Origin of the sequence: Bradyrhizobium sp. Rc2d, from assembly GCF_900099855.1 — a bacterium.
GTDB lineage: Bacteria > Pseudomonadota > Alphaproteobacteria > Rhizobiales > Xanthobacteraceae > Bradyrhizobium.
The window spans coordinates 123,112-143,106 of the sequence record NZ_FNCU01000015.1 but is presented as its reverse complement, the minus strand read 5'-3'; the positions used below and the strand labels follow the sequence as shown (position 1 = coordinate 143,106).

At 63.7% G+C, this 19,995-nt stretch carries 18 protein-coding genes; 9 read left to right on the top strand and 9 right to left on the bottom strand.

All coding sequences use genetic code 11. The features are described 5' to 3' along the window. Positions 1-34: 34 nt before the first annotated feature. Positions 35-928, bottom strand: coding sequence for an alpha/beta hydrolase family protein (locus BLV07_RS20085; RefSeq protein ID WP_091888728.1), 894 nt, complete (start codon positions 926-928; stop codon positions 35-37). 193 nt (positions 929-1,121) lie between these two features. On the opposite strand from BLV07_RS20085, the gene BLV07_RS20080 reads away from it, so the two are divergent. From BLV07_RS20080 to BLV07_RS20070, 3 genes are all read left to right on the top strand, one after another. Next, positions 1,122-2,510, top strand: a complete 1,389-nt coding sequence (locus tag BLV07_RS20080; protein WP_091888726.1) for a class II 3-deoxy-7-phosphoheptulonate synthase — start codon at positions 1,122-1,124, stop codon at positions 2,508-2,510. Positions 2,511-2,514: 4 nt separating this feature from the next. Further along, entirely contained in the window at positions 2,515-2,868 is a 354-nt protein-coding gene (locus BLV07_RS20075) for a diacylglycerol kinase (protein WP_091888724.1), read from the top strand. A gap of 233 nt (positions 2,869-3,101) precedes the next feature. Continuing rightward, the gene (locus BLV07_RS20070) at positions 3,102-4,859 is read left to right on the top strand and encodes an NAD+ synthase (protein WP_091888722.1); all 1,758 of its coding nucleotides are present in this window, start codon (positions 3,102-3,104) and stop codon (positions 4,857-4,859) included. 125 nt (positions 4,860-4,984) lie between these two features. On the opposite strand, the gene BLV07_RS20065 is transcribed toward BLV07_RS20070, so the two are convergent. The 5 genes from BLV07_RS20065 to BLV07_RS20045 form a co-directional block, all read right to left on the bottom strand. Further along, positions 4,985-5,377 (bottom strand): cytochrome C oxidase subunit IV family protein, encoded by a 393-nt coding sequence (locus BLV07_RS20065; RefSeq protein WP_176945647.1) that lies wholly within the window; start codon positions 5,375-5,377, stop codon positions 4,985-4,987. 9 nt (positions 5,378-5,386) lie between these two features. Further along, a complete protein-coding gene (locus tag BLV07_RS20060; protein WP_091888718.1) occupies positions 5,387-6,109 on the bottom strand; it encodes a heme-copper oxidase subunit III family protein in 723 nt (240 codons plus the stop codon). Positions 6,110-6,123: 14 nt separating this feature from the next. After that, entirely contained in the window at positions 6,124-6,828 is a 705-nt protein-coding gene (locus tag BLV07_RS20055; protein WP_091888716.1) for a cytochrome c oxidase subunit 3, read from the bottom strand. Further along, complete coding sequence (locus BLV07_RS20050; protein WP_091888827.1) at positions 6,825-8,603, bottom strand: cbb3-type cytochrome c oxidase subunit I; 1,779 nt, start codon at positions 8,601-8,603, stop codon at positions 6,825-6,827. The genes BLV07_RS20055 and BLV07_RS20050 overlap by 4 nt, the downstream gene beginning before the upstream one ends. A 77-nt stretch (positions 8,604-8,680) precedes the next feature. Continuing rightward, positions 8,681-9,514, bottom strand: a complete 834-nt coding sequence (locus tag BLV07_RS20045) for a cytochrome c oxidase subunit II (protein WP_091888714.1) — start codon at positions 9,512-9,514, stop codon at positions 8,681-8,683. Between the two features lie 546 nt (positions 9,515-10,060). On the opposite strand from BLV07_RS20045, the gene BLV07_RS20040 reads away from it, so the two are divergent. Continuing rightward, a complete protein-coding gene (locus BLV07_RS20040; RefSeq protein ID WP_091888712.1) occupies positions 10,061-10,963 on the top strand; it encodes a DUF2189 domain-containing protein in 903 nt (300 codons plus the stop codon). Positions 10,964-11,144: 181 nt separating this feature from the next. Here BLV07_RS20040 and BLV07_RS20035 read toward each other — a convergent pair whose 3' ends face one another. Both BLV07_RS20035 and BLV07_RS20030 read right to left on the bottom strand, forming a co-directional pair. Beyond that, a complete protein-coding gene (locus BLV07_RS20035; RefSeq protein WP_091888710.1) occupies positions 11,145-12,329 on the bottom strand; it encodes a DUF2865 domain-containing protein in 1,185 nt (394 codons plus the stop codon). Between the two features lie 143 nt (positions 12,330-12,472). Beyond that, on the bottom strand, positions 12,473-12,778 hold the full coding sequence (locus tag BLV07_RS20030; protein WP_164934452.1) for a hypothetical protein: 306 nt from the start codon (positions 12,776-12,778) through the stop codon (positions 12,473-12,475). 290 nt (positions 12,779-13,068) lie between these two features. Between BLV07_RS20030 and cysS the strand changes: the two genes are divergently transcribed. The 4 genes from cysS to BLV07_RS20010 all read left to right on the top strand — a co-directional run bounded on the left by cysS (position 13,069) and on the right by BLV07_RS20010 (position 17,193). Continuing rightward, a complete protein-coding gene (gene cysS / locus BLV07_RS20025) occupies positions 13,069-14,451 on the top strand; it encodes a cysteine--tRNA ligase (protein WP_091888706.1) in 1,383 nt (460 codons plus the stop codon). A gap of 116 nt (positions 14,452-14,567) precedes the next feature. Continuing rightward, entirely contained in the window at positions 14,568-15,059 is a 492-nt protein-coding gene (locus tag BLV07_RS20020; RefSeq protein ID WP_091888704.1) for a GNAT family N-acetyltransferase, read from the top strand. Next, a complete protein-coding gene (gene cimA / locus BLV07_RS20015) occupies positions 15,056-16,654 on the top strand; it encodes a citramalate synthase (protein WP_091888702.1) in 1,599 nt (532 codons plus the stop codon). Before BLV07_RS20020 ends, cimA begins: the two co-directional genes overlap by 4 nt. A 161-nt stretch (positions 16,655-16,815) precedes the next feature. Next, on the top strand, positions 16,816-17,193 hold the full coding sequence (locus BLV07_RS20010) for a VOC family protein (protein ID WP_091888700.1): 378 nt from the start codon (positions 16,816-16,818) through the stop codon (positions 17,191-17,193). Between the two features lie 3 nt (positions 17,194-17,196). Here the strand turns inward: BLV07_RS20010 and BLV07_RS20005 are convergent, their stop codons facing one another. Further along, a complete protein-coding gene (locus BLV07_RS20005) occupies positions 17,197-17,802 on the bottom strand; it encodes an LOG family protein (RefSeq protein ID WP_164934453.1) in 606 nt (201 codons plus the stop codon). A gap of 201 nt (positions 17,803-18,003) precedes the next feature. On the opposite strand from BLV07_RS20005, the gene BLV07_RS20000 reads away from it, so the two are divergent. Then, on the top strand, positions 18,004-19,962 hold the full coding sequence (locus BLV07_RS20000) for an ABCB family ABC transporter ATP-binding protein/permease (RefSeq protein WP_091888696.1): 1,959 nt from the start codon (positions 18,004-18,006) through the stop codon (positions 19,960-19,962). Positions 19,963-19,995 lie beyond the last annotated feature (33 nt).

Genomic DNA, 19,995 nt, shown 5'->3' with positions numbered 1-19,995 from the left:
GCTCGCATTGATTCAGCCCGGCTTCAGCGCACCCTCACTCGCCCTGGATCCATTCGGCGACGCCGCGCCACAGCGTATTGCGGTGATCGGGGCGGAAGAAGCCGAAATGGCCGATGGCCTTGGCGCCGACGTCGGACGGTTTGACCGTCAACACCTCCGGCTTGATCGCGGTGAACCCGCTCGTGAGCAACTCGACCGCGGGGCGCGTCGCCCAGGGATCGTCCGAGAAGCACAGCGCGCGCAATTCGCCCTTGAACCTCGCAAAGTTCTCCAGCGCCGGCAGCCGTGAATCGAAGAGATAGCGGGGGCTCGAGACCCACTGGGCCCATTGCAGGAAAACGCCCTTGGGCAAGTCCTCGCCAATGCCGACCCAGCCGGGCGCGTAGCCCATCGCGTGGACCAGCGGCACGCCGACAAAATTCATGAAGGCGAAGACGCGATATTTCTCCGGCGAGGTCATCAGCCGCCAGGTCGCCGCCTGCGAAGCCACGAAGGCGGCGCGCGAGATGTCCGTGTTGTTGGCGATCAGTCCGAGCGCCTGGCCGCCGAAGGAATGGCCGACATAGGCAAGGGGCAGGGTGTGGTAGCGCTCGCGCATCCAGCGCACCGCGGCGGTGACGTCGAGAGCGGCCCAGTCGGACATCGAGGCCTTGAAGCCGACCAGCGATTTCGGCCGGTTGTAGCCGACCACCGGCAGCCGGGAATCGCCGATGCCGCGATAGTCGTAGGTCAGGACGGCGCAGCCGCGATGGGCGAGATAGGAGGCGAAGCCGCGGTAGATTTTTCGCGGGACGGCGGTGGCGGAGTTGATCAGCACGGCATGGCGCTTGGCGCCGCGCGGCAGAAACAGGGTGCCGGTCAAGGCATACCCGTCGGTCGCCGGGAAGCTGATCTCGTCGATGAAAACGTCGTCCAGTGCGGCGTCCATGGGCAGAAGGTGTCCTGCCGGTTTACTTACCAGTTTCCTTGCCGTTCCCAGCAAATGCGAATTTGGCTTTGCCCGCAAGGGTTTGCAATGCGGAATGGATTTACAACTGGCGGGGCGGGGCTAGCCTGTGTATAAGGCGGCCCTCGCAACCCACAGATCAGGTTGCACTTTTTTGCTTCACGGAGAGATTGCGATGTCCGAGCGGTGGACGCCCGAGTCCTGGCGCAGCAAGCCGGTGCTACAGGTGCCCGATTATCCCGACGCCAAGGCTTTGGCCGACGTCGAGGCGCAGCTTGCGACCTTTCCGCCGCTGGTCTTCGCCGGCGAGGCACGCAATCTGAAGAAGGCCCTGGCGCGGGTTGCGGCCGGCGAGGCCTTCCTGCTCCAGGGCGGCGACTGCGCCGAGAGCTTTGCCGAGCATGGCGCCAACAACATCCGCGACTTCTTCCGCGTGCTGCTTCAGATGGCGGTGGTGCTCACTTACGCCGGCGCCGTCCCCGTGGTGAAAGTCGGCCGCATCGCCGGTCAGTTCGCAAAGCCGCGGTCGTCGCCGACCGAGAAGGTGAGCGGCGTCGAGCTGCCGAGCTATCGCGGCGACATCGTCAACGACATCGCCTTCACCAAGGAAGCGCGCGTGCCGGATCCGCAGCGCCAGCTGATGGCCTATCGCCAGTCGGCCGCGACGCTGAACCTGCTCCGCGCCTTCGCCACCGGCGGCTACGCCAATCTCGGCAGCGTGCACCAATGGATGCTCGGCTTCCTGAAGGATAGCCCGCAGTCCCGCCGCTACAAGGAATTGGCCGACCGCATCTCGGACGCGCTGAATTTCATGCGCGCCTGTGGCCTCGACCTCGAGGCCCACCCCGAGCTGCGCGCCACCGATTTCTACACCAGCCACGAGGCGCTGCTGCTCGGCTACGAGCAGGCCCTGACCCGCGTCGATTCCACCACCGGCGACTGGTACGCGACCTCGGGCCACATGATCTGGATCGGCGACCGCACCCGCCAGCTCGATCACGGCCATATCGAATATTTCCGCGGCATCAAGAACCCGATCGGGCTCAAATGCGGCCCGTCGCTCAAGCCCGACGAATTGCTCAAGCTGATCGACGTGCTCAACCCCGACAACGAGCCCGGCCGGCTGACGCTGATCGGCCGCTTCGGCGCCGACAAGGTCGGCGAGCATCTGCCCAACATGATCCGCGCCGTGCAGCGCGAAGGCAAGGTTGTGGTCTGGTCGTGCGATCCCATGCACGGCAACACCATCACCTCGACGTCAGGCTACAAGACGCGCCCCTTCGACCGCATCCTGTCCGAGGTGAAATCGTTCTTCGCGATCCACGGCGCCGAAGGCACCCATGCCGGCGGCGTGCATCTGGAGATGACCGGCCAGGACGTCACCGAATGCCTCGGTGGCGCCCGCGCCATCACCGACGAGGATCTCAACGACCGCTACCACACGGTCTGCGATCCCCGTCTCAACGCCGAGCAATCCATCGACATGGCTTTCCTGATCGCCGAGCTGCTGAAGCAGGAACGCGCCGGCAAGACCAAGCCGATGCCGGCCGCAGCGGGGCTCTAAGATCTTGCTGCGGATCTGGAAGGCCACGATCAATTCCCGGAACGGTCTGGCCTTTGCGTTTCGATCGGAGCAGGCCGTCCGCGAGGAGATTTTTGCGCTCCTGCTGTCGCTGCCGCTGGCCTGGTTCATCGGGGCGACCGCGATGCGCGCGGTCGAGCTGGTTTGTGCGGTCGCGTTCGTGCTGGTGGTCGAGCTGCTCAACACCGCGATCGAAAAACTCGCCGACCGCCTCACCATGGACCACGACAAGCAGATCGGGCGGGTCAAGGACATGGGCTCGGCCGCAGTTGGCGTTGCGCTGCTGATGGCCGGCGCGTTCTGGATCTTTGCGCTCATCGAGCGGTTGGGTTTCGTCTAGCCCGGAGAATATCCATTGAGCGTGGGAATCCGAGGCTCCTCCTTCACCTCTCCCCAACGGGGAGAGGTCGATTTGCGTCTCGCGATGCGCAGCATCGTCGAGCGTAAATCGGGTGAGGGGGATCAGGTCCCACGAGAGACCGCAACCCCTCACCCGGATTGCCCTGGACGATGCTTCGCATCGCCAGGTGCAATCCGACCTCTCCCTTCGGGAGAGGTGACAGCGAGCGCGCCATGACCGAACGTCTCAACGCATTCGCGGTCACGCTCGCCCAGCTCAATCCGACCGTGGGCGATATCGAAGGCAACGCGGCCAAGGCGCGCTCGGCGCGCGCCCGAGCCGCCACCGACGGCGCCGATCTCGTGCTGTTTCCGGAATTGTTCATCGCCGGCTATCCGCCGGAGGACCTGGTGCAGAAGCCCGCGTTCCAGGCCGCCTGCCGCGCGGCGATCGAGGCGCTCGCGCGCGAGACGGCGGATGGTGGTCCGGCGATGCTGGTCGGCACGCCCTGGGTCGAGGAGGGCAGGCTTTACAATGCCTGTGCGCTTCTCGAGGGCGGCCGTATCTCCGCGCTGCGCTTCAAGTGCAATCTGCCGAATTACGGCGTGTTCGACGAGAAGCGGCTGTTTTCGCAGGGCCCTGCCGCCGGCCCTGTGACGGTGCGCGGCGTGCGCATCGGCGTGCCAATCTGCGAGGACATCTGGCTGGAGGAGTCCGAGGACTACGAGAACGTGGTCGAGACGCTGGCGGAGACTGGCGCCGAGATCATCCTGGTGCCGAACGGCTCGCCTTACGCCCGCGACAAGAACGACGTGCGCTTGTCGGTCGCGGTGGCGCGGGTCACCGAAAGCGGGCTGCCGCTGGTCTATCTCAATCAGGTCTGCGGCCAGGACGAGCTGGTGTTCGACGGCGCCTCCTTCGTGCTCAACGGGGACCTCTCACTCGCGGCGCAACTGCCGGCGTTCGAAGAGAGCATCGTCACGCTGCGCTTCACCAGAAATGGTGACGACTGGCGCTGCGCGGGTCCGATCGCCGCGCAGCCCGAAGGTGACAAGGCCGATTACGCCGCCTGCGTGCTGGGCCTCCGCGATTACGTCGCCAAGAATGGCTTTCCGGGCGTGCTGCTTGGTATCTCCGGCGGCATCGATTCCGCGCTGTGCGCCGCGATCGCGGTCGATGCGCTCGGCGCCGATCAGGTGCATGGCGTGATGCTGCCTTATCGCTACACCGCAGCACACTCGGTTGCGGATGCCGGCGAGCTCGCAGGCCACCTCGGCATCCGCTACGAGGTTTTGCCGATCGCGGAAGCCGTCAACGGGTTCGACACCATCCTGTCCGGCATCTTCAAGAACCTGCCGCCTGACATCACCGAGGAGAATCTCCAGGCTCGCACCCGCGGCACGCTCTTGATGGCGATCTCCAACAAGACCGGCTTGATGGTGGTGACGACAGGCAACAAGTCCGAAATGTCGGTCGGCTACGCCACGCTCTATGGCGACATGAATGGCGGCTTCAATCCGATCAAGGACATCTATAAGACGCAGGTGTTTCGGCTGGCGGCACTGCGCAATTCCTGGAAGCCGGAAGGCGCGCTCGGGCCGGTTGGCGAGATCATTCCGCCCGATATCATCACGCGGCCGCCGACCGCGGAGTTGCGCGAGAACCAGCGGGATGAGGACTCGCTGCCGCCTTACGACGTGCTCGATGCCATCCTGGAACGTCTGGTCGAACGCGAGGAGCCGCTTGATCAAATCATCGCGGCCGGCTTCGACCGCGAGACCGTCACCCGCATCGACCATCTCCTCAACGTAGCCGAATACAAGCGCCGCCAAGCCGCACCCGGCGTGAAGGTGACACCTAAGAATTTCGGCCGCGACCGCCGCTATCCCATCACCAACCGCTTTCGTGACAAGGGCGAGCCGTTGCCGGTGCCCGACGAGACGCTGGTCTCGCGCGGCAGCCGCGCTTCGATTGACGCGTTCGAGGGTTAGCATCGGAGAGAGACGGGCAGTCTCGCTACAATACTCCGCGGTGGACATTGTAGAAACCGACTTCTCCCGCGGAGTACTGGATGCCCCGCCTTCGCGGGGCATGACAGTGAGAACTCAGATTGCCGCTACGACGGGCTTGCGAAGAAGAGCACCCGAAGGAAGTGAGTGTATTCGGATTCGAGCACCATGATCGACACGAATACCAATACCGCGACCGGCGGCAGCAGGATGGCATAGGCCAGGGCCAGTCGCTCCCAGGCCATGTGCATGAAGACGGCGACGATCAAGCCGGCCTTCAACACCATGAACAGCAGGATCAGCGACCATCTGAGATAGCCATGTAGGCCAAAATAATCGACGAGGTAGGAGCACGTGCTGAGGACGAACAACCAGCCCCAGACCACGAGGTAGAGCTTGATCGGGTGCTGTTGACCCTTGGCGTGAACGGCTCCCGTTGCGATTGCGCTATGCACCGGAGCGTGAAGCTGTCCTTCCATGTGTACCGCCGCGTTTGTCATGCGCCGACCTCACCAAAGATAGAAGAATGCAAAGATGAACACCCACACAAGATCGACGAAGTGCCAGTACAGGCCCATGATCTCGACGATCTCGTAATACCCCTTGCGGCTCGTGAAGAAGCCGCGCCTCTCGACGTCGAAGTCGCCGCGAAAGACCTTCCGCGCAATGGCGATCAGGAAGATCACACCGATCGTCACATGGGTGCCGTGAAACCCGGTGATCATGAAGAAGCTCGCACCAAACTGCGGGGCACCCCATGGATTGCCCCAGGGCCGGACGCCCTCCATGATCAGCTTGGTCCATTCGAAGGCCTGCATTCCGACGAAGGTTGCGCCGAAAGCTGCCGTGGCCAGCATCAAGGCCGCGGTTCTGACGCGATCGCGGCGGTAGCCGAAATTGACGGCCATCGCCATCGTGCCGCTGCTGCTGATCAGGATAAACGTCATGATGGCGATCAGGATCAGCGGAATGTGCCTGCCAGCGATGTTGAGAGCGAAGACCTCGCTGGGATTGGGCCAGGGCACGGTCGTCGACATCCGCGCCGTCATGTAGGAGAGCAGGAAGCAACTGAATATGAAGGTGTCGCTGAGGAGGAAGATCCACATCATGGCCTTGCCCCAGGACACGTTCTTGAAGGCGCGCTGATCGGACGCCCAGTCGGCGGCGATGCCGCGCCAGCCTTCAAGCCGCGCAGGCGATTGGCCCGGATTTGTCAGCATGGTCTGAGCCATCTGGTCTCGCCTCCCTAGCTCAGCAATTGGCGGCAGATGTTGACGAAATCGTCGGTCCAGCCCGTGAGAAGGCCGAGCAGGACGAGCCAGACCAGCAGCAGGAAGTGCCAGTAGATGGCGCACAGCTCTACGCTCAAGCGCATGTCGGCGATCTCGGCACCGCGCCACATCTTGGCTGAGGTTCGGCCCAAGGCCACCAGACCGCCCGTCAGATGTAGCCCGTGCACTGCGGTCAACAGGTAGAAGAAGGAATTCGCCGGATTGGACGCCACGAAATATCCGGCAGCCCCGAGCCGTTGCCAGGCCAGGAGCTGTCCGGCAAGGAAGATCACGGCAGATGCTCCGCCAGCGAGCAGGCCGATCATGACGCCTTCAGCATCGTCTCGGCGCGCGGCCACGTACGACCATTGCAGCGCGACACTGCTCAGGACCAGGACGCCGGTGTTGACCCACAGCAGTCGCGGTATCGGCAGCGGCCGCCAGTCCACCACGCTCATGCGCATCGAGTAGGCGCTGATGAAGAGGACGAATAATGTGCTCGCGACGGCGAGAAACACGCCAAGTCCGACCTTCGCTGCCGGCCAGGTCATGGCATCGCCGCCGGGGAAGTCACCGATCGGGCCTTCCTCCAGCCATGGCTTGGCCGTCAGCCGCTGCTGCGACAGCCACCATCCGGCGATCACCGCAAGCACAGCCAGGAACAGGATGATGGCGCTCACGAAGCAGCTCCCTGAACGCGCTGCGTCGCGTGCGGCGGCCGGTTCTGCGGAATGAAGTCCTCCGCGGCGCCGGGGACACTGTAGTCATAGGCCCAGCGGTACACGACCGGGAGCTCCTTGCCCCAATTGCCGTGCCCTGGAGGCGTCTCCGGCGTCTGCCATTCCAGCGTCGTCGCCCGCCACGGATTGCCGCCCGAGGCCTCACCTTTGAACAAGCTCCAGGCAAGGTTGAACAGGAACACCATCTGGCTGAAGCCGACGGTCAAGGCCACCACGGAGATGAACGCGTTCAGTGAATGGGCCGAGGACGGGATGAATGCCGCATCTCCGAGTTCGAAATAGCGGCGCGGAACCCCGAGCAGTCCAAGATAGTGCATGGGGAAGAAGATCAGGTAGGCGCCGAGGAAGGTGACCCAGAAGTGAAACTTGCCCAGGGCCTCGTTCAGCATGCGCCCCGTGACCTTGGGGTACCAATGATAGATCGCGCCGAGCACGACCATGATCGGCGCCACGCCCATCACCATGTGGAAATGCGCGACCACGAACATGGTGTCCGAGAGGGGCACGTCCACGACGACGTTGCCGAGGAAGAGGCCGGTGAGCCCGCCGTTCACAAAGGTGATGATGAAGCCGAGGGCGAACAGCATCGGCACCGTGAGATGGATGTCGCCGCGCCACAGGGTCAGCACCCAGTTGTAGACCTTGATCGCGGTGGGGATTGCGATGATGAGAGTCGTGGTGGCGAAGAAGTACCCGAATTGCGGGAACATGCCGCTCACATACATGTGGTGCGCCCATACGATGAAGCTGAGCGCGCCGATGGCCACGATCGCCCAGACCATCATGCGGTAACCGAAGATGTTCTTGCGCGCATGCGTGCTGATCAGATCGGAGACGATGCCGAAGGCGGGCAGGGCGACGATGTAGACTTCGGGATGGCCGAAGAACCAGAACAGGTGCTGGAAGAGCAGCGGGCTGCCGCCGCCGTATTTCGACAGCGTGCCCATCTCGACGAGCGAAGGCATGAAGAAGCTGGTTCCCAAGAGACGGTCGAGCAGCAGCATGACCGAGGCAACGAACAGTGCAGGGAATGCCAAGAGCGCCATCACGGTCGCCGTGAAAATGCCCCACACCGTCAGCGGCAAGCGCATCAACGTCATGCCGCGGGTGCGCGCCTGGAGCACCGTGACCACGTAATTCAGTCCGCCCATGGTGAAGCCGATGATGAACAGGATCAGGGACGACATCATGAGAATGATGCCCCAATCCTGCCCGGGCGTTCCGGAGAGGATCGCCTGCGGCGGGTATAGCGTCCAGCCGGCGCCGGTGGGGCCGCCGGGCACGAAGAAGGCCGAGGCCAGCACCAGGACTGCGAGCAGGTAGACCCAGTAGCTCAGCATGTTCACATAAGGGAAGACCATGTCCCGGGCGCCGACCATCAGCGGGATCAGGTAGTTGCCGAAGCCACCCAGGAACAACGCGGTGAGCAGATAGATCACCATGATCATGCCGTGCATGGTGATGAACTGGAGGTACTGGTTGGCATCGATGAAGGAGAAGGTGCCGGGGAATCCCAGTTGCAGCCGCATCAGCCACGACAGCACCAGGGCCACCAGCCCGATGGCCGTGGCCGTCAGCGAATACTGAATGGCGATCACCTTGGCGTCCTGCGAGAAGACATATCGCGTCCACCAGCTCCGCGGATGATAGAGCTCGACATCAGGTACTTCGGCAGGCGGAATGCCGGGGATCCCTTCATATGGAATATCGACCATAGAAACCTCCTCGGTCGTTTCCATCGGGGCGAGGCGTTGGCCTCATGCACCCGATCTATCTTGGCGGCGGCAGCTTGCTACTTGCCGCTGGATTGGTACGTCGCCTTCACGACGGCTTTTGCCGGCGACAATTCTGCAAACGTTTTTTGTTGCTCCAGCCAAGCATGATATTCACGCTCTTCGTCGATGATGACCTTGGTCCGCATCTGATAGTGAGCAGCGCCACAAAGCTCCGCACAGAGAACGTCGAACGTTCCGGTTCGGATCGGCTTTATCCAGAAATAGGTCACCATGCCTGGAACCATGTCCATCTTGGCCCGGAATTCGGGCACGTAGAAATCGTGCAGGACATCGACCGAGCGGAGGAGAACCTTGACCGGCTTTCCCACTTGAAGGTGCAGCTCGCCGCTCTCGATCACGACGTCGTCCTGCCCGTGTTGGTCGTCACGATTGAGTCCCATCGGATTGTCGGAAGCGATGTTGCGGACATCGGATGTGCCCAATTGCCCATCCTTGCCCGGAAGGCGGAAGCTCCATTGCCATTGCTGCCCCATCACCTCGACCTCGGTGGCATCCGCAGGCACCGTCACGAACTGGTGCCAGACCACGAGGCCAGGCGCCAGCATGGCCGCGACGCCGACGCCGGTCCCGACGCTCAGCCACCATTCGAGCCTTTTGTTTTCCGGATTGTAGTCGGCCCGTCTTCCCTCTTTGTGGTGAAAGCGGAAGACGCAGTAAGCCATGAAGGCGATGACCGCGACGAAAACAAAGCCCGTGATCCAGAACGTGATGTTGATGGTGTGGTCGATATAGGCCCAGTTCGTGGCGATCGGCGTCCACCACCACGGGCTGTAGAGGTGAAACAGCACCGAGCCGATCGCGACCAGAAGCAATATCAGTGCGACAGCCATCCTGATCCATCCTTGCCACTGAAGGCTACGGATACGAATCCAGGGCGGAGCTCATGTCTGTCGCGATGGCTGGCCTTTCTTGGTTGGCATTCATGCCATCGCCGGCCTGTTGCTTCGCCCATTCCACTGGTCGCGAAATCAAGGGAACGCTCGCGACCATCAATCTCATCGGAGCTAAGGGCGTCTGTGTCTAAAATGGTCCCAGCCTAATCCGGCGTCAATAGAGCATATCGGCGTGCCGACGGGGCGTGGGCGTTGCCGATCGTCCGGCCGGTCGACAAAGCATCAGGCATCCGGTGCGCTCAGCGTCAGGGGTGATGCAACGCACAAATCGGGTCGCGCAATTCACCGAACCGTGAGTTCAGCCTTGCCCCGCGCGCGCTAAGCTTGCGAGGCAGGTCGCGACGGGTTCCGTCCGGCCAGGCTCGTTCGCTGAACCTGGGTTACCGTACTCGACCCATCGCGTTTCCTGCTCATCCGGCGGACACGCGTGGCTGGAAAGCGCGTGTTATCGAAACCGCGATTTTCAGGACGGGAGGTCCGTTCATGGCCACTCTGTACTCCCACGACATCAGGCGGCACGTATTCGGCGAAGCGGCCTCCTATCCCATTCGCAAGATCAGCTTGTCCGACCTGTCCGACGCCCTGCGCCTGGGTTGGGAGGATTTCCAGGCGATGCCGAGTCACGCGATCGTCGTGTGCGTGATTTATCCCGTTCTCGGTCTCGTCCTGTTCAGGATGGTGCTCGGCTATTCGGTGCTGCCGCTACTGTTTCCGCTGGCCGCCGGCTTTGCCTTGGTCGGGCCTTTTGCCGCGATCGGTCTCTACGAACTCAGCCGTCGTCGCGAGCGCGGCGAGGAGGTCGATGCATGGGATGCGTTCAAGGTGCTGCGCGCACCTTCGTTCGGCGCCATGGTAGAACTCGGCGTGCTCCTGCTGGTCCTGTTCGGGGCCTGGATCGGTGCCGCGAACGCAATCTATGTCGCAATCTTCGGTCACGCGGCGGCCGCAAGCATTCCCGACTTCGCAACGCGCGTGCTGACGACACCGGAAGGGTGGTCGCTCATCCTCGTCGGTTGCGGTGTCGGCTTCCTGTTTGCGGTTGTGGCATTGTGCGTCAGCGTCGTGTCATTTCCGTTGATGCTCGACAGGCATGCGACTGCGATCGACGCGATCCGCACGTCGCTTCGAGCGGTCGCGGCGAATCCGGTTGCGATGGCCGGATGGGGCCTCATCGTGGCGGCGCTGCTCGTGATCGGCTCGCTGCCGCTATTCGTCGGCCTCGCTGTCGTTCTGCCAGTGCTCGGTCATGCCACCTGGCACCTCTATCGGCGGGTGGTCGAGCCGAATCCGAACCCACCGGACGCACCGCCGCCGCCCCCGAAGGGAAAGCGCTACGCAGCAGACTTTCCGGCCAATCTCTTCCCGTGGAGCCGCGAGGGCGAGTAGTCGCGCGGCGTTTGAGGGATAACGGTTGCGAGTGAGACGGGCGATTGTGCCCCTGGATTGCTGTCATCATCCGCGAAAGCGGATGATCCAGTACCCTGCGGCGCTGCTTGTGTGCACGACTGGCGTCACGGAGTACTGTATGCCCCGCCTTCGCGGGGCATGACAGTAAAAGCAGGGCTGCCTACTTCTGCTGCTGCGGCAGGAAGGTCGGGCCGACCGAGCGGATCGGCTTGTTCTCGGAGTTAGCAGGGGCGCCAGTATCCGCCGGCGGCGGCGCGGCCGGCGCGGTGGACATCGTCGGCGCCGGAGCTGCGCCCTTCTTGGCATTCGCAGGCGTGCCCTTGTTGAGCCGCTGCTGCTGCATCTTCCTGGCGCTCTCTTCGGTGACGATGATGTCGCCCTGCTGCTCGGCCGCCGCCTTGTCGTCGGCCGATTTCAACGCATCCGCCCAGGTCTGGCCCGCGGCCTTGCAGGAGCAGGACGGGTTGAACTCGCTGCGGAATTTGAACGCGGTCGGCAGCGCCGTGTAGGGCTGGCCGCCGATCGAGACCGCCGAGTTCATGTCTTCGCCGGGATTACGATGGGTGTAGAGCACGGCTTCCGCGGCCGGGCACAGCGCCTTGCAGGTCTTCTCGTCGTCGGGGAAGCGCGCCGGCACGGTCGCAAACGAGATCGGGAAATAGGCGCCGTCGCAGGTGCGCACGCACACGGTGCGGAAGGTGCCGGATTGCGGGCCGAGATCGGCGGGCGGCACGGCTTGCGGATTGCCCGCGCTGTTGCCGCCGAACAGATTGCTGAGGAAGTTGCCGCCGCCCTGTGATTGCGCAGCGTTGGCATATTGGGGGCCGCAATTGTTCTGCGCCAGCGCCGCCAGCACTGAGCGGCGCTGGTTATCGCGCTCGGGGCTGAAGCCGCCGGGGCCGCCGCGCAGCCGCTCGAGATTGCCGGTGATCTGGTCCAGATTGGCGCGCATCTGCTGGATCTGGGTGTTGACCGGGCCGCATTGCGCCGACTGGCCGTTGAACAGCGAGAAGAAGCCGGAGGAATCGCAGCCCATGCGCTTGGCCTGCATGGTGACGCGGTCGAGCTCGGCCTGCTGACGGCTCTGCGAATCCTGGTAGCGGCGGATCTGCTCTTCGCGCGCGGGGTCACCGCCGCCGCCGCGGTCGAGCGCGGCGAGCTGGCCTTCCAGCCGCACGCACATCGGATTGGGGCCGAGCCCGTTCTGGCCGGGCTGAGGCGGCGGCCCCGGCGGGCCCGCCTGCGCGAAAGCGGCGGTGGCGAGCACGACCGTGCTCAGGAGCAGGGTGCAGGCAAGGAGGAAGCGGGCACGAGGCAGGGACAACAATTCAGGCATATCCGCCATTCTAGCGAGGTCACGGCCCAATGTGACTTTCCAAGTGACTTTGGAGGGCCGAAGCGCGCCCTCCAATAGCCGCTTCCTGCGGCATCGTCACGTCGTTTCAAGGGCCAAAGATTGGGCCTAAGGTCCGCCAGCTCCGAGCGAATTCAGCGCTGGCAGGTGATTGCGACATATTCGTCGCAACGGCCATGGGAGCAGTTTGCGCCGGATTTGGGGACGGAGCCGGTAATTTCGTCGGGATCGACCCGGCGATAGGCCGAGGCCTGGGCAAAATCCCGTGACTGGCAATAGGTGCGCGCGACGGAGGCGCCGCATTTGTCGCCCTTGGCCAGGCACTGGTCGACCCCGTAGCCGTCCGCCTGGTTGGCGATGATGAAGACGCGGGTCTCGGCGCAAGCGCTGGATGCCGCAATGATGGAGGCGCCGAAAATGAGCGCGAGCAAGGATCGCATGAAAACACCGGGGGGCAAAAAGGAACCGCCAGTTCCAGAATGGGCTCAAATGGTTAAGGATCATGAACCGTCAGGACGAGCGGGGCGCTTTGCGGAGATAAAGCGGCGTTTTCGCGGCTCTCTTGACGCGGGGCCGCCTCATAGCCCATATGTGGCCGCATGAACGGTCTCCTCGCCATTTGCGCCATTTGCCGCGAGATTACGAGCTAGCGATTCGCTGGCTGGAGCCGTCTTTTCTCAAAAAACATTGAGAGCCCTGGACGCCCGGCCAACAGCCGACGGGTATCCATATGGAATTGCGCCTTTACGACACGTTGAGCCGGGAAAAGCGGACCTTTGTACCGCTCGATGCGAAGAACGTCCGTATGTATGTCTGCGGACCGACCGTCTATGACTTCGCCCATATCGGCAATGCACGGCCGGTGATCGTGTTCGACGTGCTGTTTCGGCTGCTGCGCCATCTCTATGGCGAGGCGCATGTCAAATATGTCCGCAACATCACCGACGTCGACGACAAGATCAACGACCGTGCCGCGCGGGATTTTCCCGGCCTGCCGCTGAACGAGGCGATCCGCAAGGTCACGGAGCAGACGGGCCGGCAGTTTCATGCCGACGTCGATGCGCTGGGCGCGCTACGTCCGAGCGTGGAGCCGCGCGCGACCGAGCATATCGGCGAGATGCGCGAGATCATCGAGAAGCTCGTCGCCGGCGGCTTTGCCTATGTCGCCGAAGATCATGTGTTGTTCTCGCCGCAGGCGATGAACGCGGCCAATGCAGGCCTGCCGCGCTACGGCGCGCTGTCCAATCGCTCGCTGGACGAAGTGGTCGCCGGCGCCCGCGTCGATATCGCGCCCTACAAGAAGGGCAATACCGACTTCGTGCTGTGGAAGCCGTCCAAGCCCGGCGAGCCGTCATGGCCGTCGCCGGCCGGCATCGCCGCGCAAGGACGCCCGGGCTGGCACATCGAGTGCTCGGCGATGGCCTGGAAGCACCTCGGCGAGCATTTCGACATCCATGGCGGCGGCATCGATCTCGTGTTTCCGCATCACGAGAACGAGGTCGCGCAGACCTGCTGCGCTTTCCACCAGCAGCGCATGGCGAACTACTGGATGCACAACGGCTTCCTCCAGGTCGAGAGTGAGAAGATGTCGAAGAGCCTCGGCAACTTCATCACCATCCATGAGCTGCTGCAGGATTGGCCGGGCGAGGTGTTGCGTCTGAACATGCTGAAGACGCATTACCGCTCGCCGATCGACTGGACCATGAAGTCGCTGGAGGAGAGCGCCAAGACGCTCGACGATTGGTATCGCGTCGCAGCCGACGTCGAGCCCGGCAGGCCGGCGGCATCCGTGGTCGAGCCGCTGCTCGACGACCTCAACACGTCCCTGGCGATCGCGGCGCTGCACGGCCTGCGCGGCAGCGACGTGAACGCCTTGGCTGGATCGTTGCGGCTGCTCGGTTTTCTCTCCGAGAGCGCAGCGCAATGGGAGGGCCGCAAGCAGCAGGCGAGCGGCATCGATGCGAAGGAAGTCGAGCGCCTGATCGCGGAGCGAACGGCCGCCCGTAGCCGCAAGGACTTCGGAGAGTCCGATCGCATCCGCGATCTGCTCGTCGCGATGGGCGTTGCGATCAAGGACTCCAAGGAGGGTACGACTTGGGAGATTGCGCGATGAAGCGGCCCGACACGCCTTTTCCGCGGCACTGGCTCTATTACATCGTACTGAAGATCGCGCTGCTCGCGGGCGCCGTGGCGCTGGTGCTGAAACTCTATGGGATGTGGTGAAGACCGATGGGACAGACTTTGCCAAAACCCGGCTTGCGGCCGTTCCTGCCTGATGATGTGCCGGTGCTCGCCGCGATCTTCGCCGCCAGCATCGAGGAGCTGACCGGTGACGACTATAGCGAGGCGCAGCAGCAGGCCTGGATGGAGACGGCGGAAAGCGAAGAGTTCGGCAAGCGGCTCGCCGCCGACCTGACCCTGGTCGCGACGCTGGAAGGCTCGCCCATCGGTTTCGCCTCGCTGCGCGGCAACGATCACATCCGCATGCTCTATGTGCATCCGGGAGTGAGCGGGCAGGGCGTCGCGACCATGCTGGTTGATGCGCTGGAGAAGCTTGCCGGCGGCCGCGGTGCGACGAGCCTCTCGGTCGACGCCAGCGACACCGCGCAGGGCTTCTTCGCCAAGCGCGGCTACACCGCCCAGCAGCGCAACAGCGTCACCATGGGCGACGAGTGGCTTGCCAACACCACCATGAAGAAGACGCTCGGAGCGCCGCAATGAGCAAGGAGCGTCTCTATCTGTTCGACACCACGCTGCGCGACGGCGCGCAGACCAACGGTGTCGATTTCACGTTGGCCGACAAGCAGGTTATCGCGGCGATGCTCGATGATCTCGGCATCGACTATGTCGAGGGCGGCTATCCCGGCGCCAATCCGCTCGACAGCGAATTCTTTGCGACCAAGCCAAAGCTCGCCCATGCGCGCTTCACCGCCTTCGGCATGACGCGTCGGGCCGGGCGCTCGGTCTCCAACGATCCCGGCGTCGCCGGGCTTCTGGAAGCAAAGGCCGACGCGATCTGCTTCGTGGCGAAGTCATCGGCCTATCAGGTGCGCGTCGCGCTGGAGACGACGAAGGAGGAAAACCTCGCCTCGATCCGCGACAGCGTTGCGGCCGCGAAGGCCGCCGGCCGCGAGGTCATGCTCGACTGCGAGCACTTTTTCGACGGCTACAGGGAAGACGCGGCGTTCGCGCTCGCCTGCGCCAAGGCTGCCTATGAGGCCGGCGCGCGCTGGGTGGTGCTGTGCGACACCAATGGCGGCACCATGCCTGATGAGGTCGAGGCCATCGTCACCGAGGTGACGAAGCACATTCCCGGCGATCACGTCGGCATCCACGCCCATAACGACACCGAGCAGGCGGTGGCCAATTCGCTCGCCGCGGTGCGCGCTGGCGCGCGGCAGATCCAGGGCACGCTGAACGGCCTCGGCGAGCGCTGCGGCAACGCCAATCTCTGCTCGCTGATTCCGACTCTGAAGCTGAAGAAGAATTTTGCCGACGCCTTCGAGATCGGCGTCACGGCCGAGAAGCTGGCAACGCTCGTCAAAGTCTCGCGCACGCTCGACGACATGCTCAATCGTGTGCCGAACCGGCATGCGGCCTATATCGGCGAGAGCGCCTTCGTCACCAAGACCGGCATTCATGCCTCCGCCGTGCTGAAGGATCCGCAGACCTACGAGCACGTTCTGCCGGAGTTGGTCGGCAATCACCGCAAGGTGCTGGTCTCTGACCAGGCCGGGCGCTCCAATGTCATCGCGGAGCTCGATCGCGCCGGTATCGCCTATGAAAAGAGCGATCCGAAGCTGACGCGCCTCGTCGAGGAGTTGAAGGCACGCGAGGCGGCGGGCTACGCCTATGAATCCGCAAACGCCTCGTTCGAGCTTCTGGCGCGCCGGACGCTCGGCAAGGTGCCGCATTATTTCGAGGTCGAGCAGTTCGACGTCAATGTCGAGCAGCGCTACAATTCGCACGGCGAGCGCGTCACCGTCGCTTTGGCCGTGGTCAAGGTCGACGTCGCCGGCGAGCATCTGATCTCGGCCGCCGAAGGCAACGGTCCCGTCAACGCCCTCGACGTCGCCTTGCGAAAGGACCTCGGCAAGTACCAGAAGTACATCGAGGGCTTGAAACTGATCGATTATCGCGTGCGTATCCTCAACGGCGGCACCGGCGCGGTCACGCGCGTCTTGATCGAGAGCGAGGACGAGAACGGCGACAGCTGGACCACGGTCGGCGTGTCCCCGAACATCATCGACGCCTCGTTCCAGGCGCTGATGGATTCGGTGATCTACAAGCTCGTGAAGTCGGGCGCGCCGACGTAGACCCCCCGACGGCTGTCATACCCCGCGAAAGCGGGTATCCAGTACGCCGCGGCCTATCGACTCAAGCACTGGCGTCACGGCGTACTGGATCGCCCGGTCAAGTGCCGGGCGATGACAGCGAAGAGTGAGGAGAGGCCTGCAATGATGGGTGGGGAGACAGCATGATCGACCACATCTCCGTCGGCGTCAGCGATCTCGATCGCGCCGCGAAATTCTATGAGGCCGCGCTTGCCGCGCTCGGTCTCACGCGCCTCGTGACGCGGCCGCGGACTATCGGCTTCGGCAAGGCCTATCCGGAGTTCTGGATCAACTTGCGCGAGGGCATGCCGCGCGTCGCGCCGGAGAGCGGCGTGCACATCTGCCTGCGGGCGAAGACGACCGGTGAGGTCGACGCGTTTCACGCCGCCGCGCTGTCGGCCGGTGGTGCCTCCGACGGCGCGCCGGGCATCCGCCCGCACGATCGCGTGCGCTATTACGCGGCCTTCGTCACCGACCCCGACGGTAACCGGATCGAGGCGGTGACGTTTCCGAGCGAGTAGCCGTTAAAGCCTGCGTGCCACTTCCGGTGCGAGCTGCTTTTCTGCCTCAGCGACCTGGGCGGCTGCCGTCTTCAGCTTCGGCAGAATCTCTTCGACCCGATCGGCCTTGAGGATGTCGATCGAAAGGCCGGCGCGGATGAACTCGGTCTGGCGCATGTGCGACAAGAGCGAGAACAGCGGCTCCCAGAAATTGTCGATGTTGGCGAGCAGCACTGGCTTGGCGTGACGGCCGAGCTGCTTCCAGGTCATTTGCTCGACCAGCTCCTCCAGCGTGCCGACGCCGCCCGGCAGCGCCACGAAGGCGTCGGAGCGTTCGAACATCAGCCGCTTGCGCTCATGCATGTCGGGGGTGACGATCATCTCTTGCACGCGGGTCAGCGCGTTTTCGCGAAGCCGCAGGAAGTCGGGGATGATGCCGGTGACGGTGCCGCCGTGATCGAGCACGGAGGTTGCGACCGCGCCCATCAGGCCGAGCGAGCCGCCGCCATAGACCAGGCGGATGTTGTTTTCGGCGAGTGCCTTGCCGAATGCCTTGGCGCCTTCGGTGAAGCGGGGATTGGTTCCTGGGCCGGAGCCGCAATAGACACAGACGGTTTTGATTGTGCTCATTGGTGCCATGATGCATTGCAACGAAGAGGCGTCAAGCCCAATCGGTGATTCGGATCACCCGGAAATCTACCGGTAAATGGCGACAAACAATCAAAGATTCGCCATCTGGCGGGGTGCGCGGACATCGGGAAGGCTCTATATGACGAACGAAAATCGTTAATGGTAGCGACGCCCGCATCCGGCGGGCTTTCAGGCTTCTTGATGGACCAACCTCAATCGTTCGACGGCGCCGACGTTCCTGATCCTCCTGCGGGGGGACCACTGGAGCGGGCCACGCTGATGGGCACGTTGGCGCATCTGTGGCCCTATATCTGGCCGGGCGACCGCTTCGATCTGAAGATGCGGGTGGTCTGGTCGCTGGTGCTGCTGCTCGCCGCCAAGCTGATCACGCTCGCCGTGCCGTTCAGCTTCAAATGGGCGACGGATGCGCTGACCGGCGCCAACACCGCGCCGGTGCTGGCGGACAATTGGCATCTTTGGGTGATCGCCCCGCCGCTGCTACTCACCGCGAGCTACGGCGCGATGCGCATCCTGATGGCGGTGCTGACGCAATGGCGCGACGGCATCTTCGCGCGCGTCGCCATGCATGCGGTGCGCAAGCTTGCGACCATCACCTTCATTCACATGCACGAGCTGTCGCTGCGCTTCCACCTCGAGCGCAAGACCGGCGGTCTGACGCGCGTGCTCGAGCGCGGCCGCGAGGGCATCGAGGTCATCGTCCGCATGGTGATCCTCCAGCTGATCCCGACCATCGTCGAGGTCTCGCTGCTGATGGCCGTGCTGCTCTGGCAGTTCGATTGGCGCTACGTGGTCGCGACCCTGATCACGGTCACGTTCTACATGTACTACACCTACATCGCGACCGAGTGGCGGATCGGCATCCGCCGCAAGATGAACGATTCCGATACCGAGGCAAACACCAAGGCGATCGACTCGCTGCTCAATTACGAGACGGTGAAGTATTTCGGCGCCGAGGCGCGCGAGGCACGACGCTACGACAAGTCGGTGGAGCGGTACGAGGAGGCGAGCGTCCGCACCTATACTTCGCTCGCAGTGCTCAACACCGGCCAGGCCGTCATCTTCACGCTCGGTCTGACCGCGACCATGCTGATGTGCGCGATCGGCGTGCGCAACGGTACCAACACGGTCGGCGATTTCGTGCTGGTCAACGCCATGATGATCCAGCTCTACCAGCCCCTGAACTTCATGGGCATGGTCTATCGCGAGATCAAGCAGGCAATCATCGACATCGAGAAGATGTTTGGTGTGCTGGGCCGCGAGGCCGAGATCAAGGACGCGCACGATGCGCAGCCGCTGGTCGTCTCCGCCGGCACGGTGCGCTTCGAGGACGTGCGCTTTGCCTATGAGCCGACGCGGCCGATCCTGAAGGGCATCAGCTTCGAGGTGCCGGCCGGCAAGACGGTTGCGATCGTGGGACCGTCGGGCGCAGGCAAGTCGACGATCTCGCGTCTGCTGTTCCGTCTCTACGATGTCTCCGGCGGTAAGATCCTGATCGACGGCCAGGACATTCGCGAGGTCACGCAGGGTTCGCTGCGCGCTTCGATCGGCATGGTGCCGCAGGACACTGTGCTGTTCAACGATACCATCCGCTACAACATCCGCTACGGCCGCTGGGACGCCAGCGATGCCGAAGTCGAGGAGGCGGCGCGGCTGGCGCAGATCGATCATTTCATCCGCCTGGCGCCGATGGGCTACGAGACCCAGGTCGGCGAGCGCGGCCTGAAGCTGTCCGGCGGCGAGAAGCAGCGCGTCGCGATCGCACGCACCGTGCTCAAGGCCCCGCCGATCCTGGTGCTCGATGAGGCCACCTCGGCGCTCGACACCCACACCGAGCATGAGATCCAGGGCGCGCTCGACCGCGTCGCCAAGAACCGCACCTCGCTGGTGATCGCGCACCGGCTCTCGACCATCGTCGGCGCCGACGAGATCATCGTGCTGGATCAGGGCCGCATCGCCGAGCGCGGCACGCACGCAAAACTGCTCGCGCAGGCCGGCCTCTATGCCAGCATGTGGAACAGGCAGCGCGAGGCCGAGGCGGCACGGGAGAAACTGGCCAAGATGGCCGACGCCAGCGAGGCGCCCAACCGGCAGCCGCCGCCCGTCGACGACGCCCTGACGGCGCCTGCGGCGGCGGAGTGACCTTGTCTCCGGTCCCAACTCTGGCCTAAACAA

Coding starts and splice junctions, on each gene's coding strand:
- cysS (WP_091888706.1), top strand. CDS start 13,069: ATGGAATTGCGCCTTTACGACACGTTGAGCCGGGAAAAGCGGACCTTT.
- BLV07_RS20045 (WP_091888714.1), bottom strand. CDS start 9,514: ATGGCTGTCGCACTGATATTGCTTCTGGTCGCGATCGGCTCGGTGCTG.
- BLV07_RS20070 (WP_091888722.1), top strand. CDS start 3,102: ATGACCGAACGTCTCAACGCATTCGCGGTCACGCTCGCCCAGCTCAAT.
- BLV07_RS20040 (WP_091888712.1), top strand. CDS start 10,061: ATGGCCACTCTGTACTCCCACGACATCAGGCGGCACGTATTCGGCGAA.
- cimA (WP_091888702.1), top strand. CDS start 15,056: ATGAGCAAGGAGCGTCTCTATCTGTTCGACACCACGCTGCGCGACGGC.
- BLV07_RS20050 (WP_091888827.1), bottom strand. CDS start 8,603: ATGGTCGATATTCCATATGAAGGGATCCCCGGCATTCCGCCTGCCGAA.
- BLV07_RS20005 (WP_164934453.1), bottom strand. CDS start 17,802: ATGAGCACAATCAAAACCGTCTGTGTCTATTGCGGCTCCGGCCCAGGA.
- BLV07_RS20060 (WP_091888718.1), bottom strand. CDS start 6,109: ATGGCTCAGACCATGCTGACAAATCCGGGCCAATCGCCTGCGCGGCTT.
- BLV07_RS20020 (WP_091888704.1), top strand. CDS start 14,568: ATGGGACAGACTTTGCCAAAACCCGGCTTGCGGCCGTTCCTGCCTGAT.
- BLV07_RS20010 (WP_091888700.1), top strand. CDS start 16,816: ATGATCGACCACATCTCCGTCGGCGTCAGCGATCTCGATCGCGCCGCG.
- BLV07_RS20030 (WP_164934452.1), bottom strand. CDS start 12,778: ATGCGATCCTTGCTCGCGCTCATTTTCGGCGCCTCCATCATTGCGGCA.
- BLV07_RS20035 (WP_091888710.1), bottom strand. CDS start 12,329: ATGGCGGATATGCCTGAATTGTTGTCCCTGCCTCGTGCCCGCTTCCTC.
- BLV07_RS20000 (WP_091888696.1), top strand. CDS start 18,004: ATGGACCAACCTCAATCGTTCGACGGCGCCGACGTTCCTGATCCTCCT.
- BLV07_RS20080 (WP_091888726.1), top strand. CDS start 1,122: ATGTCCGAGCGGTGGACGCCCGAGTCCTGGCGCAGCAAGCCGGTGCTA.
- BLV07_RS20065 (WP_176945647.1), bottom strand. CDS start 5,377: ATGACAAACGCGGCGGTACACATGGAAGGACAGCTTCACGCTCCGGTG.
- BLV07_RS20085 (WP_091888728.1), bottom strand. CDS start 928: ATGGACGCCGCACTGGACGACGTTTTCATCGACGAGATCAGCTTCCCG.